General features: G+C 64.6%; 15 protein-coding genes. 9 read left to right on the top strand and 6 right to left on the bottom strand.

From position 1 onward, the window contains the following. Positions 1–38: 38 nt before the first annotated feature. From GLS40_RS00610 to arfB, 5 genes are all read left to right on the top strand, one after another. Positions 39–1,403 carry an MFS transporter gene (locus GLS40_RS00610; RefSeq protein WP_160380664.1) on the top strand — a complete coding sequence of 455 codons (1,365 nt, stop codon included), beginning with the start codon at positions 39–41 and terminating at the stop codon, positions 1,401–1,403. Then, the gene (mepA, locus tag GLS40_RS00605) at positions 1,388–2,311 is read left to right on the top strand and encodes a penicillin-insensitive murein endopeptidase (protein ID WP_160380663.1); all 924 of its coding nucleotides are present in this window, start codon (positions 1,388–1,390) and stop codon (positions 2,309–2,311) included. Before GLS40_RS00610 ends, mepA begins: the two co-directional genes overlap by 16 nt. Beyond that, positions 2,284–3,177 carry an esterase-like activity of phytase family protein gene (locus tag GLS40_RS00600; RefSeq protein WP_160380662.1) on the top strand — a complete coding sequence of 298 codons (894 nt, stop codon included), beginning with the start codon at positions 2,284–2,286 and terminating at the stop codon, positions 3,175–3,177. The genes mepA and GLS40_RS00600 overlap by 28 nt, the downstream gene beginning before the upstream one ends. Before the next feature lie 63 nt (positions 3,178–3,240). After that, entirely contained in the window at positions 3,241–3,864 is a 624-nt protein-coding gene (locus GLS40_RS00595) for a queuosine precursor transporter (protein WP_160380661.1), read from the top strand. 327 nt (positions 3,865–4,191) lie between these two features. After that, a complete protein-coding gene (gene arfB / locus GLS40_RS00590; RefSeq protein WP_160380660.1) occupies positions 4,192–4,605 on the top strand; it encodes an alternative ribosome rescue aminoacyl-tRNA hydrolase ArfB in 414 nt (137 codons plus the stop codon). Positions 4,606–4,679: 74 nt separating this feature from the next. Here arfB and GLS40_RS00585 read toward each other — a convergent pair whose 3' ends face one another. Together GLS40_RS00585 and pncB are read right to left on the bottom strand one after the other, a co-directional pair. Further along, complete coding sequence (locus GLS40_RS00585) at positions 4,680–6,065, bottom strand: trypsin-like serine peptidase (protein ID WP_160380659.1); 1,386 nt, start codon at positions 6,063–6,065, stop codon at positions 4,680–4,682. A 202-nt stretch (positions 6,066–6,267) separates the two neighbouring features. Then, complete coding sequence (pncB, locus tag GLS40_RS00580; RefSeq protein WP_160380658.1) at positions 6,268–7,560, bottom strand: nicotinate phosphoribosyltransferase; 1,293 nt, start codon at positions 7,558–7,560, stop codon at positions 6,268–6,270. Between the two features lie 161 nt (positions 7,561–7,721). Between pncB and GLS40_RS00575 the strand changes: the two genes are divergently transcribed. Together GLS40_RS00575 and GLS40_RS00570 are read left to right on the top strand one after the other, a co-directional pair. Then, on the top strand, positions 7,722–8,285 hold the full coding sequence (locus GLS40_RS00575; protein WP_160380657.1) for a hypothetical protein: 564 nt from the start codon (positions 7,722–7,724) through the stop codon (positions 8,283–8,285). 199 nt (positions 8,286–8,484) lie between these two features. After that, entirely contained in the window at positions 8,485–9,006 is a 522-nt protein-coding gene (locus tag GLS40_RS00570; RefSeq protein WP_160380656.1) for a hypothetical protein, read from the top strand. 5 nt (positions 9,007–9,011) lie between these two features. On the opposite strand, the gene pncA is transcribed toward GLS40_RS00570, so the two are convergent. Then, positions 9,012–9,608, bottom strand: coding sequence for a bifunctional nicotinamidase/pyrazinamidase (gene pncA, locus GLS40_RS00565; protein ID WP_160380655.1), 597 nt, complete (start codon positions 9,606–9,608; stop codon positions 9,012–9,014). 157 nt (positions 9,609–9,765) lie between these two features. Here pncA and GLS40_RS00560 point away from each other — a divergent pair, with 157 nt between their 5' ends. After that, complete coding sequence (locus tag GLS40_RS00560; protein WP_160380654.1) at positions 9,766–10,329, top strand: NADPH-dependent FMN reductase; 564 nt, start codon at positions 9,766–9,768, stop codon at positions 10,327–10,329. 3 nt (positions 10,330–10,332) lie between these two features. On the opposite strand, the gene GLS40_RS00555 is transcribed toward GLS40_RS00560, so the two are convergent. From GLS40_RS00555 to pcaF, 3 genes are all read right to left on the bottom strand, one after another. Continuing rightward, positions 10,333–10,788, bottom strand: a complete 456-nt coding sequence (locus tag GLS40_RS00555; protein WP_160380653.1) for a DUF3237 domain-containing protein — start codon at positions 10,786–10,788, stop codon at positions 10,333–10,335. Positions 10,789–10,872: 84 nt separating this feature from the next. Further along, the gene (locus GLS40_RS00550) at positions 10,873–12,303 is read right to left on the bottom strand and encodes an alanine/glycine:cation symporter family protein (RefSeq protein WP_160380652.1); all 1,431 of its coding nucleotides are present in this window, start codon (positions 12,301–12,303) and stop codon (positions 10,873–10,875) included. Between the two features lie 232 nt (positions 12,304–12,535). Further along, on the bottom strand, positions 12,536–13,729 hold the full coding sequence (gene pcaF / locus GLS40_RS00545) for a 3-oxoadipyl-CoA thiolase (protein WP_160380651.1): 1,194 nt from the start codon (positions 13,727–13,729) through the stop codon (positions 12,536–12,538). 154 nt (positions 13,730–13,883) lie between these two features. Between pcaF and GLS40_RS00540 the strand changes: the two genes are divergently transcribed. Continuing rightward, on the top strand, positions 13,884–14,225 hold the full coding sequence (locus GLS40_RS00540; RefSeq protein ID WP_160380650.1) for a DUF2794 domain-containing protein: 342 nt from the start codon (positions 13,884–13,886) through the stop codon (positions 14,223–14,225). The last annotated feature ends 2 nt before the right edge of the window (positions 14,226–14,227 follow it).

The raw sequence follows: 14,227 nt of genomic DNA, 5'->3' as shown, positions 1-14,227 counted from the left end.
GGTCTTATCCGCGCAACCTTGGCAGGGAGAGGCGGCGCATGTCGGTACGCAAACGCATCTGGGGATGGTTCTTCTTTGACTGGGCCAGCCAGCCGTACAATACCCTGCTGCTCACCTTCATCTTTGCCCCCTATGTCAAGGAGCTGATCGGCGACGGGGCGCAGGCCCAGGCGGTCTGGGGCTTTGGCATCGGGGCGGCGGGCATCTGCATCGCGCTGCTGGCCCCGATCCTGGGCGCGATTTCCGATGTGTCGGGCCACCGCATCCGCTGGATATGGCTGTTCTCGGCCATGTATGTCGTGGGATCCTACGCCCTGTGGTGGGCCGCGCCGGGCGATTTCCACCTGGTCTGGACGCTTTTCTTCTTTGCCATCGGGCTGATCGGGATGGAATTCGCGACGATCTTCACCAATTCCATGCTGCCCGATCTGGGCACCCGTGAAGAGATCGGCCGGATTTCCGGCAACGGCTGGGCCTTTGGCTATGTCGGCGGGCTGATCGCGCTGGTGCTGATGCTGACCCTGCTGGCCGAGAATGCCACCACCGGGCGCACCCTGATCGGGATCGAGCCGATCCTGGGCCTCGACCCGGCCACGCGCGAGGGCACCCGCGCCGTCGGGCCGCTGACGGCGATCTGGTACGCGGTCTTCATGATCCCCTTCTTCCTCTATGTCCGCGATCCCAAGCCGCCGGTCGTGCTGCGTGGTGCAACCCGCGCGGCGCTGTCGGGGCTGGTCGCCACATTGCGCGGCCTGCCGGCGACGCCCTCGCTCTTTGCCTATCTCGGCTCGTCGATGTTCTACCGCGACGCGCTGAACGGGATGTATGTGTTCGGCGGCATCTATGCCTCGGGCGTGCTGGGCTGGTCGGTGGTGGATATCGGCGTCTTCGGTATCCTGGCCATCGTCACCGGCGCGGTCTTTGCCTGGCTGGGCGGCAAGGCCGACGTGGCCTTTGGCCCCAGGCCGGTGATCCAGGCCTGCATCCTGGTCCTGACCTTCGTGGCGATCTCCATCGTCCTGATCTCGCGCGACAGTGTCTACGGGATCGCCCTGGCGCCCGGGTCCAAGCTGCCGGACATCCTGTTCTATGTCATGGGCGCACTGATCGGCGCGGCCGGCGGGGTGATCCAGTCGGCCAGCCGCACCATGATGGTGCGCCAGGCCAATCCCGAAAGGATGACCGAGGCATTTGGCCTTTACGCGCTGGCGGGCAAGGCGACCTCGTTCCTGGCGCCCACGCTGATCGGGGTGGCCACGGCGATCAGCGGCAGTCAGCAACTTGGCGTCTCGCCGCTGATCCTTCTCTTTCTTTTGGGCCTGATTCTGCTACGCTGGGTTGACCCAGAAGGCGGAACCGCCCGGGGGGCGGAGAAAGAGGCAGCAGCATGGCCCGCATCCTGATAGCAGCAGCGCTGGCGCTGGCCCTGACCGGCTGCGGTGGCGGCAACGACGGTGGCGAAACCGAAAACGCCATTTCGACCCAGCAGGAAATCCCGGCCTCGATGCGGGGCGTGGCGGCCAAGCAGCTGTTCGGCGCGCAGAAAAGCTTTGCGGCGATGAGCCCGGCGCCCTACGGCTCTTACGCCAAGGGCTGCGTGGCCGGCGCGGTGCAACTGCCCGAAACGGGGCCCACATGGCAGGCGATGCGCCTGTCGCGCAATCGCAACTGGGGCCACCCCGAAACCATCGACTATATCCAGGACCTTTCGCGCAAGGCGGCGCAACTGCCCGGCTGGTCGGGCCTTTACGTCGGCGACATCTCGCAGCCGCGCGGCGGGCCGATGCTGACCGGCCATGCCTCGCATCAGATGGGGCTGGATGCCGACATCTGGATGCTGCCGCCGAAGAGCCTGAACCTTTCGGCGGCGCAGCGCGAAAGCATCTCGTCGATCTCGCTGCGGCGGTCGAACGGGGCCTATACCAACGGCAACTGGACGCCCCAGCACGAGGCGCTGCTGAAGGCCGCCGCCTCGGATCCGCGCGTGGCCCGTATCTTCCTGTTCCCGGGCGGCAAGGTGAAGCTCTGCGAAACCGCCACCGGAGACCGGTCGTGGCTGCGCAAGATCCGGCCCTGGTACGGGCATCACTATCATTTCCACGTGCGGCTGACCTGCCCCCCGGGCATGAGCGGCTGCGTGAACCAGGCGGCGCCCCCGCCGGGCGACGGCTGCGAAGAGGCCAGGCAGTGGGTGCGCAACATCCTGAACCCGCCGCCGCCGGACCCGAACGCGCCCAAGCCCAAACCCAAGCGTGAGCTGACGCTGGCCGATCTGCCCAATCAATGCGTGCAGGTCCTGCAGTCGCGCTGATCGCGGCGCTGCTCCTCGCCACCACCTGCGCCGCCGAAACGGCGCAGTTCGCGGGCAGCGTCACGGTCAGGTCACGCCTGGAGGGGGTCGGCGGGCTGTCGGGGCTGGACCTGTCGGACGACGGCGGCAGCTTTGTCGCCCTGTCGGACCGGGGCCGGCTGTTCCGCGGTGCCCTGACGCGCAAGGGCGGCAGGCTGACGGGCGTGTCCGTCACCGATGGCGTGATCCTCACCGGGCCGGACGGGCAGGCGCTGAGCGGCCCGATGACCGATGCCGAGGGGCTGGCCCGGGATCGCCACGGCCGCCTCTTCGTCTCCTTCGAAGGCCGGCACCGCGTCTGGCGCTACGATGCGCGGGGCCTGCACCCGCAGCCGCTGCCGCAGCCCCCCTTTGCCGATGCGCTGCAGACCAATTCCGGGATGGAGGCGCTGGCCATCGACCCGCGCGGCCGTCTCTACACCCTGCCGGAACGCTCCGGCGCGCTGACACGGCCCTTTCCGGTCTGGCGCTATAACGGGCGCTGGCGGCAGGTCTTCACCATCCCCCGGCGCGGTCCCTTCCTGCCCGTCGGCGCGGATTTCGGCCCCGATGGCCGGCTCTACCTGCTCGAACGCGACTTCACCGGCATCGGGTTTCGCAGCCGCATCCGGGCCTTCACCCTCGACGCGGGCCGGGCCACGGGCGAAACCGTGCTGCTGGTGTCGCGCAACCGCCAGTTCGACAACCTCGAAGGCATCGCCGCCTGGCGCGACACCGATGGGGCGATCCGCCTGACGATGGTGTCCGACGACAATTTCAGATGGTTCCAGCGGACCGAGATCGTGGAATATGTCCTGCCCCTTGCCAACCCGGGGCAAACCCACTAAGGACCGCGCGTTCCCGGATCCCGGGGGCCAAGTCGCCGCTACCTTGCAAAAACGGGCATCATCATGAACCGCACACATCTTCCCGGCATTGCCGCGATGGCCGCCATCGTCGTGGCCTCGAACATCCTCGTCCAGTTCCTTTTCGGCCAGTGGCTGACCTGGGGCGCCTTCACCTATCCCTTTGCCTTCCTCGTCACCGACGTGATGAACCGCGTCTACGGCGCCGGTCCCGCCCGCAAGGTGGTCATCGCCGGCTTTGTCGTCGGGGTGATCTGCTCGCTGATCGGCACCCAGATCACGGGAGAGTTCGGGCCCCTCGTGACCCTGCGCATCGCCATCGGCTCGGGCCTAGCCTTCCTCGTGGCGCAGATGTCGGACATCCTGGTCTTCGACCGGTTCCGCGCGGGCGCCTGGTGGCGCGCGCCGCTGATCTCGACCCTGGTCGGATCGTCGCTGGACACCGCGATCTTCTTCACCGTCGCCTTCTCGGGCGCGCTGACCTTCATCGACCCCGCCAATGACGTCTCATGGGCCGGAGAGATGCTGCCCCTGCTGGGCGCCGGGCCGGTCGCGCCGCTCTGGGTGTCGCTCGCCGTGGCCGACTGGATGGTCAAGCTGGGGCTCGCTCTGCTCGCTTTGATACCATTCCGTGTGGCTGTCGTAAAATTGACCGCAAGACCTGCGTAAAAGTGTTTTGCGATCGGGCGAATCTGTGAGACGATTCCCGTATCGGAAACATTCAGAAAGGAGGTGCTCTAGTGTCTATTGGGACTTTGGAGAGAGGTGTCGGAACAGTTCGGAGGTATGACGTCTAAGGCAGCCCTTGGGCGTTTCACAGCCGGATTGGTGGGTACCTAACCGACCCCACCTCCTTATCTCGAGGGGGCCGCCCGTTCCGAAACTGGGCGGCCCTTTCCATTGGCGGTGATGGCACCGCCACCCCCTCTCCCCCTTGAAAATCCGCCGGATCGGGCGAGTATCCGCCCCGTCCGCCTATTGCCGCCGGAGGGGCCCATGCTTCGCATCACTGATCAGATCGCGCTCCAGGACTGGGAGCTGACCGAGCAGTTCGTCCGCTCGGGCGGGCCGGGCGGTCAGAACGTGAACAAGGTCTCGACGGCGGTGGAGCTGCGATTCGAGGCGGAACGCTCGCCCTCCCTGCCGCCCGCCGTGAAGGCCCGCCTGAAGCGCCTGGCGGGTCGCCGCTGGACGCGGGACGGGGCGCTGGTGATCCAGGTGTCCGAGGAACGCTCCCAGGCCCGCAACCGCGACATCGCCCGCGAGCGCCTGGCCGACCTGGTCAAACGCGCGCTGGTGGCGCCCAAGCGGCGGGTGCCGACGAAGGTCTCGGCGAACCAGAAGCGGAAGCGGGTGGAGGCGAAGAAGATGCGGTCGGAGGTGAAGGACGGGCGGGGGTGGGAGCGGTGAGGCGGCAGTGGCCAATTCTCTGAATGCCTCGATCGAAACTTAGTAACTACAGTCCCTATCTCGCTGTCTAATTGCTATCTTCTGCCGACCAAGTTTCTAGCCTTTACGTGGCTGTATAGCGACTGATGTTTGAAGCCAGTTGCGTTGTTAGACCCCCCGCCGCCCATACAGCCAGCGTTGGTGTGTATCCCAAATGCAACCAATTTCCCTTCGGTCGAAACCCCCATTAGAGGCGAGCCGGAATTGCCTCCTGAAGTGTCAACTTTGTGTTTCAAAATGACATTGTCAGATGCACGCACTAGCTCGCTCACAAATCCACCAACCTGTTCTTGTTGGGTTTGGTTTCGGCTAAGCGGGGTATTGTCCGTCCCGTAGCCAATTACACGCACCGTTTCAGGAGGTTCTAGTTGAGAAATAACGAAACCGTCTCCCTGTGCCTCGAACACGCTCAGCCCCGTGATGGTGTTTCGCGCCACTTCGAAAACAGCCCAGTCATTCCCCATCTCAAAGGGCTCTGAGCTCCTCACGCTCTTTGGAATTATTGAATACTGGTTTTTCAAGGCCGACCTTACTGGTACTCCGGATCTCGTTGAGTTTGGGACATCAAATTCAATATCCAGCATCGTTGGGCCTACACAATGGCCGGCGGTCAATAGTACACCATCGGTCGAAATCCAGCCAGTGCAGCCAACAGGCATAACTCTACCCACAAATGGATGTTTCGATGGTATTCTGTCATCATTTCCGCAAACTGACTCAACGGTAGATTGAGTGCCGAGGCCAGCTCCAAAGGCGGCACCTGCGGAGCGACCCAACACGTAACCCACACCCAAACCTGCGACGGCGCCCAACGTTGATGCCGCCTCATTTATTGCTCGTGAGGCGCGACCAATCGACCTTCCAACCTGAGCAGCTTCTTTAGCCGAGAGTATCTTCCGCGACTCATATTGCATTAGCAAGCGCGCAGCTTCCGTAATTTCAGAGGTATTTAGCGGGCTCTTAAGTGTGAGAAGGCCGCCTTCTTTCAATACTATCGGAGATTCTGTATCTAAGCTGAATGGCTTAATCGGTTTATTAAACTCTGGTTCAACGCCCCAGATTGCCCCCTTAATCTTGAAGCCATCTTTTTGTAGAGACTTCTCAAATTCTAGATCTAATGGGTGGGTGGCGATGTAGACTATTACTGTGTCGCCATTGAATGCCAATGTATGCTCAGTTTCGCCAACTCTCTCGTCAATCACTTGTGTTTGGCCGTCGAGAGCTGATTGCAAGAGAACGTAGCTTCTTGGGCCAAGTTCGAGGTCGCCTATGGCGAACTGAAGCCAGCCGGCGCCGCGAACAGTTCGTTCTGCAGCGAAGAAACTAAATTCGTCTAAGTTTTGCTGGTCAATATTTTTTGTGGAGCGCTCTATGTGCCTTCTCAGCGCCTCTAGAGCTTTGTCAGAAAGCTCTTCTGACAAATTGTATGCTCCTTGGAACTCTCTTGGGTCGATGCTGAACGCCCCGTTGTCATAGTCAGTCTCAAAGGAATTAGTGACTTGGGCAGAGGCGCACGACGTCCAAACCATGGTAGCCAAGGCCAAAGGCAACATTTTCACAAGTCTTTCTCCATGTAGATTCTACATGGATACAGCAAAAGTGCACAAGAATCCATATTCAGCCTCAAACCACAACCTCCATCCTGACCTGCTCCCCCACCCCGAACACCCGCTTGTACCGCTCCACCTCGGCCGCCGGTCCCATGGCCTTCTCGGGGTTGTCCGACAGCTTCACCGTGGGCCGCCCGTCGGCCGAGACCGCCTTGCAGACCAGCGAGAACGGCGCCAGGGCGTCGTCCTCCACCAGCCCGCGGAAGTCGTTGGTCAGCAACGTCCCCCAACCGAAGGACACCCGCACGCGGCCTGCGAACTGGCGGTGGAGCTCCTCGATCTTTTCCACATCCAGCCCGTCCGAGAAGATCACCAGCTTCTCCATCGGGTCCTCCCCGCGGGAGCGCCACCAGTCGATGGCCGTTTCGGCCCCTGTTGCGGGGTCTCCGCTGTCGATGCGGATGCCGGTCCAGCCCGCCAGCCAGTCCGGCGCGTTCTCCAGGAAACCCTTCGTCCCGTAGGTGTCGGGCAGGATGATGCGCAGGTTGCCGGAATGCTCCTCGTGCCAGTCGGCCAGCACATCGTAGGGGGCGCGGCGCAGGGCGTCGTCGCCAACGGCCAGCGCGGAATAGACCATCGGCAGTTCGTGCGCATTGGTGCCCACGGCCTCCAGATCCTGGCGCATGGCGATCAGGCAGTTCGAGGTGCCGGTGAACTTGGGCCCCAGCCCCTCGACCATCGCCTGAACGCACCAGTCCTGCCACAGGAAGGAATGCCGCCGCCGCGTGCCGAAATCGGCGATGCGCAGCCCGTCGAGGTCGCGCAGGGCGGTGATCTTTTCCCACAGCTTGGTCATGGCGCGGGCGTAAAGGACCTGCAGCTCGAACCGGCCGAGGGTGTCGAGCACGGCGCGCCCGCGCAGCTCCATCAGGATGGCGAGGGCGGGGATTTCCCACAGCATCACCTCGGGCCAGGCGCCTTCGAAGGTCAGCTCGTACTGGTCGTTGCGCTTTTCCAGGTGATAGGCGGGCAGGCGCAGGTTTTCGAACCATTCCATGAAGTCCGAGCGGAACATCTGCCGGCGTCCGTAGAAGGTGTTGCCGCGCAGCCAGGTGCTTTCGCCGCGCGTCAGCGAGAGAGAGCGGACATGGTCGAGCTGTTCGCGCAGCTCGCCCTCGTCGATCATCTTGGCCAGCGGAATGCTCTTGGTCCGGTTGATCAGCGAGAAGGTGACCGCGGTGTCGGGCTTGTTGCGAAAGACCGACTGACACATCAGCAACTTGTAGAAGTCCGTGTCGATGAGGGACCGGACAATCGGGTCGATCTTCCAGCGATGGTTCCACACGCGGGTGGCGATATCGGCCATGGTCTCCTCCGGGTGACGTGCACCGGACCGGTTAAATCAAGGGGGCGCGGGCGTGTCCAGCGCGGCCCGTGCCATAATGCCGGGGGAAAGCCCGAGATGCGCCCCATTCTGGCCGGTTTTGCGGGGCTTTCTGCGCCAATCGGCGATGGAGAGACGGCGCAATGACGCTGAAATACGATTTCGACATGTTCTACGTGGTTCCCAGGCACCTGCAGGAGCAGATGCGGGCCATGGGCGTCGACGAGGCCAAGGTGAGCGAACGCGTCGCCCTGTTCCGCGACGAAAGGACGGTTGCCGCCCTGTGGCAGGCGGACAGCGAGGTGCAGGACCTGTTCCTGGCCTCGGGGTTCGGCCTCAACGTCTATTCCAGCGGCGCGCCCGAGGGATGCTATCCGGCTGAGGACAAGGCCGCGCGGCTGGAAGCGGTTGCGCAGCTGAGCGAGACGCTGACGGAGTCGCGCCAGGTGCTGACGCGCAACAACTGGGGCGAGTTCTCGATCACCGATTTCCTCGATCATCTGGGCGCGGCGAAGCCGGTCGACATGGCCGGGATCCGCCCGGACGAGCGCAATGCGCCGATGTCGATGGAACTGGCCAGCGCCTCGCTGCCGATGGTTTACACGCCCGACGACAAGGGCCGCAATCTGCCTATGCTGATGACCAAGGTCGCGTTCTGGACCCTGTTCGGCATCACCATCGGCCAGTATTCCGGCATGCTGTTCTAGGCCGCCGATCCCGCCCTTCGCGACAGGCCCCCAGCCCGCCGGTACAGCCCGCGGGTCTTTCTTCTGTGCGCGAGGGTGGTGGATATATGGCGTGTTGACCGTGGGGCAGGTCGCCGTCTCTTCACCAAACTGCCCTATTCCTGCCGGGATGGGCCGCCATTTACTTTACAAAACAACATGATGCGTGACGAGCAGTAGAATGATTTACGATTTTGACATGTTTTCGATAGTGCCCAAGGACCTTCAACCGATCTCGTGCAGGCAGGGTCTGCCACGGCAGATGGCCGCCCAGCAGATGGCGCTGTTCCGCGATCCTGACACGGTTGGGGCACTTCTGCGTGCCGATGATGTGGTGCGCGACATGTTCGTAAGCGCGGGTTTCGGCCTCAGGCCGTGGCGCAGCGGCGCGCCTTCGGGGTTCTACCGGACCGAGGACAGCTATGGCCGCACCCGCACCATGATGCGCCTGAGCGACCTGTTGCAGCAGGCCAGGCCCGAGATCGACACGCTGGACTGGGCCGGGTTCGACATCCAGGCCCTGACCGACTGCTACGCCACCGCTCGCCCGATGACCGAGGCCGAGATGATGGCCCATTCCCAGGCCCGCGCCCGCGAGATCCCGCCCAGCGGGCCGGGGGCCGGATTGCAGATCCTGCGGGCGACATCGACCTTCATGGCCAGTTTCGTGGTCTATGGCTGCCTGGGCACGATGCTGGCCTGACCGGATCAGGCCAGGGTGACGCCCGCGGCCTGCATGCCCGACAGGGCCGCGTCCAGCGATCCGTCCAGGTCGATCCCGCGGCAGAGCTCTTGCAGTACGGTGACGGAAAACCCGCTCTTGGCCGCGTCGACGGCGGAAAAGTTCACGCAGAAATCCGTCGCCAGCCCCACCATCGTCAGATCGGTGATGTTGCGCGAGCGCAGATAGCCCTCCAGCCCGGTGGGGGTGGTGTGGTCGTTCTCGTAAAAGGCCGAATAGCTGTCGATCGCCGGGTTGTAGCCCTTGCGCAGGATCATGTCGGCCCGGTCGGTGGTCAGATCCGGGTGAAAGGCGGCCCCGTGCGACCCCTGGATGCAGTGATCCGGCCACAGCACCTGCGGGCCATAGGGCATTTCGACCAGCGCATAGGGCGCCGCGCCCGCATGCTGCGAGGCAAAGGAGCTGTGACCGGCGGGGTGCCAGTCCTGGGTCAGGATCACCGCGTCGAATTCCGCCATCAGCGCGTTGACCTCGGGCACGATGGCATGTCCGCCCTCCACCGCGAGCGCCCCGCCGGGGCAGAAATCGTTCTGTATGTCGATGACGATCAGTGCCCTGGTCATTGGCCTCTCCGTTCCGGGTTCCGCGGCAGGGTGGCCGAGAGGGGCGGGGGCGTCAATGCATGCACGCACATCCCGGGTGCGCTGGTGCCGCATCGCGGCGTCTGGATGCGGGGGCGCGAGAGGACTACGTCTTGTCACAAGGAAAAGGAGACATACCATGAGCAAGATGAAATTCGCCGGCCTCGTCGGTTCGTTGCGCAAGGGCGCGCATTCGGCCACCGTGATGCGCACCCTGCAGGAGCTGGCGCCCGAGGGCACCGAGATCGAGGTGCTGGAGATCGGCCACCTGCCGCATTACGACGAGGACCTGAAGGCCGATGGCTCGCCGCAGGCGGTGCTGGATTTTGCCGCCGGGCTGCGCGGGGCCGATGGCGTGGTGATCGTGACGCCGGAATACAACCGCTCGATGCCCGGGGTGCTCAAGAACGCGCTCGACTGGGTGTCGAAAGAGCCCGAGCCGCCCTTTGCCGACAAACCCGTCGCCATCATCTCGCAATCGCCCGGCGCGCTTGGCGGGATCCTGGCGAATTATCACCTGCGCCAGGTGCTGTCGGTCATGCGGGCCGACTTTCTGACCGGCGGCGAGGTCGCGATCAACGGCGTGGCCGGCAAGATGGCGGATGGCACCATCACCGACGAGGGCACCCGCAAGGTGCTGACCCGCGATCTTGAGCGTCTGGCCCAGATGGTGCGCGTGGTGGAACTGACCCGGGGCGCCTGAGGGTCAGAGCACCTCGCAGACGCGGTATTCGACGCCGGCGCCCGTGCGCTTGCCCATGCCGACGGCGACCACCCGGTTCAGCCAGTCGTATTGCGGCGCGGCGGTTTCGAACATCGGTGCGGTGCGGAAGTAGTATTCGCCCGCATCGACATCCTCGCCCCCGGCGATGCGGTCGCGGATCGCGGCGGTCAGCGTGTTGATGCCGCCATAGGTCATGTAGATCAGCGCGTTGTCGTCGGTGCGCAGCATGGCGCGCACCTCGACCCGGGAATAACCGCGCTCGGTCGTCAGCCAGTCACCGCTGACCGGCAGCACGCTGCCCCTCAGCCGCTCGCCCGCGAAGGTGCCGCCGGGGACGTGGAAGACGCAGCGCCCGGTGCCGTCCGCGCCGCGCAGATCCAGCGGCGGGCCGACCTCTAGCGACAGGTCAAACAGGTGGCGGGCGGGAATGCTGTCCATCGTATCTCCTCCATTCGGGCATGGGCCCTGCAGAGTGATACGGCAGTGGCGCGCGGCGGGACAGCCCGCCGCGCGCCGTTTGCGTCACGCCTTGGGCGCGTCCGGCCATGCGGTCGGATCGGTGTCGAGATCCGGGAACTTCGCCGGGTCGAAGACCGGCTTGGTCACGCCGGCCGCAAGCTGCGCGCGGAAGTCCCCGATCAGCCGCAGCGCGATCGGGAACAGCATCATCAGCGCCAGCAGGTTGACCACCGCCAGGATGCCCATCATCGGATCCGAGAAGCTGAACACCGCCGTCGCCCCCGGCGCCACGGCACCCAGGAAGACGATGCCGATGATCGCGATCCGCAGGATATGCAGGGCAGAGGGCGCTTCGGTCATGAAGCTCAACGCGTTTTCGCCCAGGTAGTAGTTGTACATGATCGACGAGAACGAGAAGAGGAAGATCGCCGCCGTCAGGAAGTACTGCGCCCAGCTTCCCACGTGGTTCACCATGCTCTGCTGCGTCAGCGCCACGCCATCCACGCCCTCGGCGCCCGGCTGGTAGACGTCGCCCAGCAGGATGACGAAGGCCGTGCAGGAACAGATGATGATCGTGTCGATGAAGACCGAAAAGCTCTGCGTGATGCCCTGGCTCACGGGATGCTTCACATAGGCCGTGGCCGCCACGTTCGGGGCCGAGCCGAGGCCCGCCTCGTTCGAGAACAGGCCGCGGCGCAGGCCGTTGGCGATGGCCGCGCCCATGCCGCCGGCCACCGCTTCGCGAATGCCGAAGGCGTTGGCGATGATGTCCCAGATCACGGCGGGCAGGCCGGTGATGTTGAGGATGATGATCAGCAGCGCCATGCCGATATAGCCGATGGCCATGACCGGGATGATGATGTCCGCCGCCTTGGCGATCCGGTGGATGCCGCCATAGACGATAAAGCCCGTCGCGATGGCCAGGAAGGCACCGGTGTAGACCCGCGGAATCGACAGCGAGTCGAGCGCGGCACCCGCCACGGTGTTGCCCTGGAACGCGTTGAACCCGATGGCGAAAGAGGCGATCAGGCAGACCGCGTAGATCACCGCCAGCCAGCGGTAATTCTCGCCCAGCCCGTGGATGATCGCCCGTGCCGGCCCGCCGCGATAATCGCCCGCCGGGGTGCTGCGCTTGTAGACCTGCGCCAGCGTCGCCTCGACCAGGGCCGAGCACATGCCGACCAGCGCGATGGCCCACATCCAGAAGACGGCACCGGGGCCGCCCGCCGTGATGGCCACCGCGACGCCCGCGATATTGCCGCCGCCGACCCGGCCGCCGACCGAGACAAGCAGCGCCTCGCGGGCGCTGATCTTGGTCGGGTCGCTGGTGCTGTCATCGCCGGTCAGCACACCGAACATGCGCTTGAAGAAGCGGAATTGCACAAATCCGCTGGCCGCAGTGAAAAAGCAGCCCAGCACGACGAGGAAGGGCACTAGCGCCCAGCCCCATGTCAAATCGTTGATCGCGTTGAAAATGGTATCGAGAAATCCCATCGACCGTCTCTCCGTGTCTTTTGTTATCGTTGGCGTTCCCCACCCATCCGGGGACCGTTCTCGTTGGTATGCTACCGCCGGTTGCGCCAAACCGGGCATGGAATCCGACCTTGACGGGCAGATTCCGCCCCGTTGGGCATTTGCCCGGTTGAAATCTGGACGCGATTGACAGGACTTACAACGAAAAGGGCCGCCCCGGGGCGGCCCTTGCGCAGGGTTCGGTCGGTGCGACTCAGACCGCTTCCAGCATCAGGGCGATGCCCTGGCCCACGCCGATGCACATGGTGCAGACCGCGCGTTTCGCGCCGGTCTTGCCCATCGAGACGCCCGCCGTCAGTGCCAGCCGTGCGCCCGACATGCCCAGCGGATGGCCAAGCGCGATGGCGCCGCCGTTCATGTTCACCCAGTCCGCATCGTCCGCGATGCCCAGCTGGCGGGTGACCGCCAGGCCCTGGGCGGCAAAGGCCTCGTTCAGCTCCATCAGGTCGATGTCGCCGATCGAATGGCCGGTCTGGGCCAGCAGTTTCTCGGTCGCCGGGGCCGGGCCGATGCCCATGATGCGCGGCGGCACCCCGGCGGTGGCCATGGACACGATCCGCGCCTTGGGCGTCAGGCCGTATTTCTCGACCGCCGCGGCCGAGGCGATAATCACCGCGCAGGCCCCGTCGTTCACGCCCGAGGCATTGCCCGCCGTCACCGAACCGCCCTCGCGGAACGGGGTCGGCAGCTTGCCCAGCTTTTCAAGCGAGGTCTCGCGCGGGTGTTCGTCGCGCGAGATGACGATGGCGTCGCCCTTGCGCTGCGGGATGGTGACGGGGGCGATCTCTTCGGCCAGGCGTCCGCTTTCGATGGCGGCGATGGCGCGGGTCTGCGAACGCAGGGCAAAGGCGTCCTGATCCTCGCGGCTGACCTGGAACTGCTCGGCCACGTTCTCGGCCGTTTCGGGCATCGAGTCGGTGCCGAAATGCTTGTGCATCGCCTTGTTGACGAAGCGCCAGCCGATGGTGGTGTCATAGATCTCGGCCTTGCGCGAAAAGGCGCTGTCGGCCTTGGGCATGACCAGCGGCGCGCGGCTCATCGACTCGACACCGCCTGCGATCACCACGTCGACCTCGCCGGTCTTCACCGCGCGGGCGGCGGTGCCCACGGCATCCAGCCCCGAGCCGCAGAGCCGGTTCATCGTCACGCCCGGCACCGTGTCGGGCAGGCCGGCCAGCAGCAGCGCCATGCGCGCGACGTTGCGGTTGTCCTCGCCCGCCTGGTTGGCGCAGCCCATGATCACCTCGTCGACCTCCAGCCCGGCGTTGCGGGCCATCAGGTCGCGCATCACGCCGGCCAGCAGGTCGTCGGGACGGACCATGCCGAGGGACCCGCCGTACCGCCCGATCGGCGTGCGCAGCCCGTCACATAGAAATGCCTCGGTCATGTCTTCCTCCCTTTCGATGGTATGCCGTTTCGCCGGGCAACCTGCGCAAATTGCACCCTGGGGTCAAGCACGCGGAAGGTCTTTCCACATAGCAGAAGCATGCTGCACGAGCATTCCCCTTGATTTCGGTCCGGATCGGCGCAAGGTTTCCGTCATGAACATCTCGTCCAATCCCGCAGCGGCGGAGTCCCGGGCCAGCCAGGTGGCGTTCCACCGCACGGAACTGAGCGTGATCCTGTCGCTCTACGGCAGGATGGTGGCCGCGGGGGAATGGCGGGATTACGGGATCTCCTGCCTCAGCGACCGGGCCGTGTTCTCGATCTTTCGCCGCACGGCCGAAAACCCGCTCTACCGCGTCGAAAAACACCCGAAACTGCGCAACCGGCAGGGGATGTATGTGCTGATCGGCATGGACGGGCAGATCCTGAAACGCGGGCACGACCTGAAAACGGTGCTGCGCGACCTGGACCGCAAGCTGATCCGCGTGGTCGAATAGCG

Source organism: Pseudooceanicola pacificus (assembly GCF_009789075.1).
GTDB lineage: Bacteria > Pseudomonadota > Alphaproteobacteria > Rhodobacterales > Rhodobacteraceae > Pseudooceanicola > Pseudooceanicola pacificus.
This window is presented reverse-complemented; position numbering and strand designations above follow the sequence as displayed.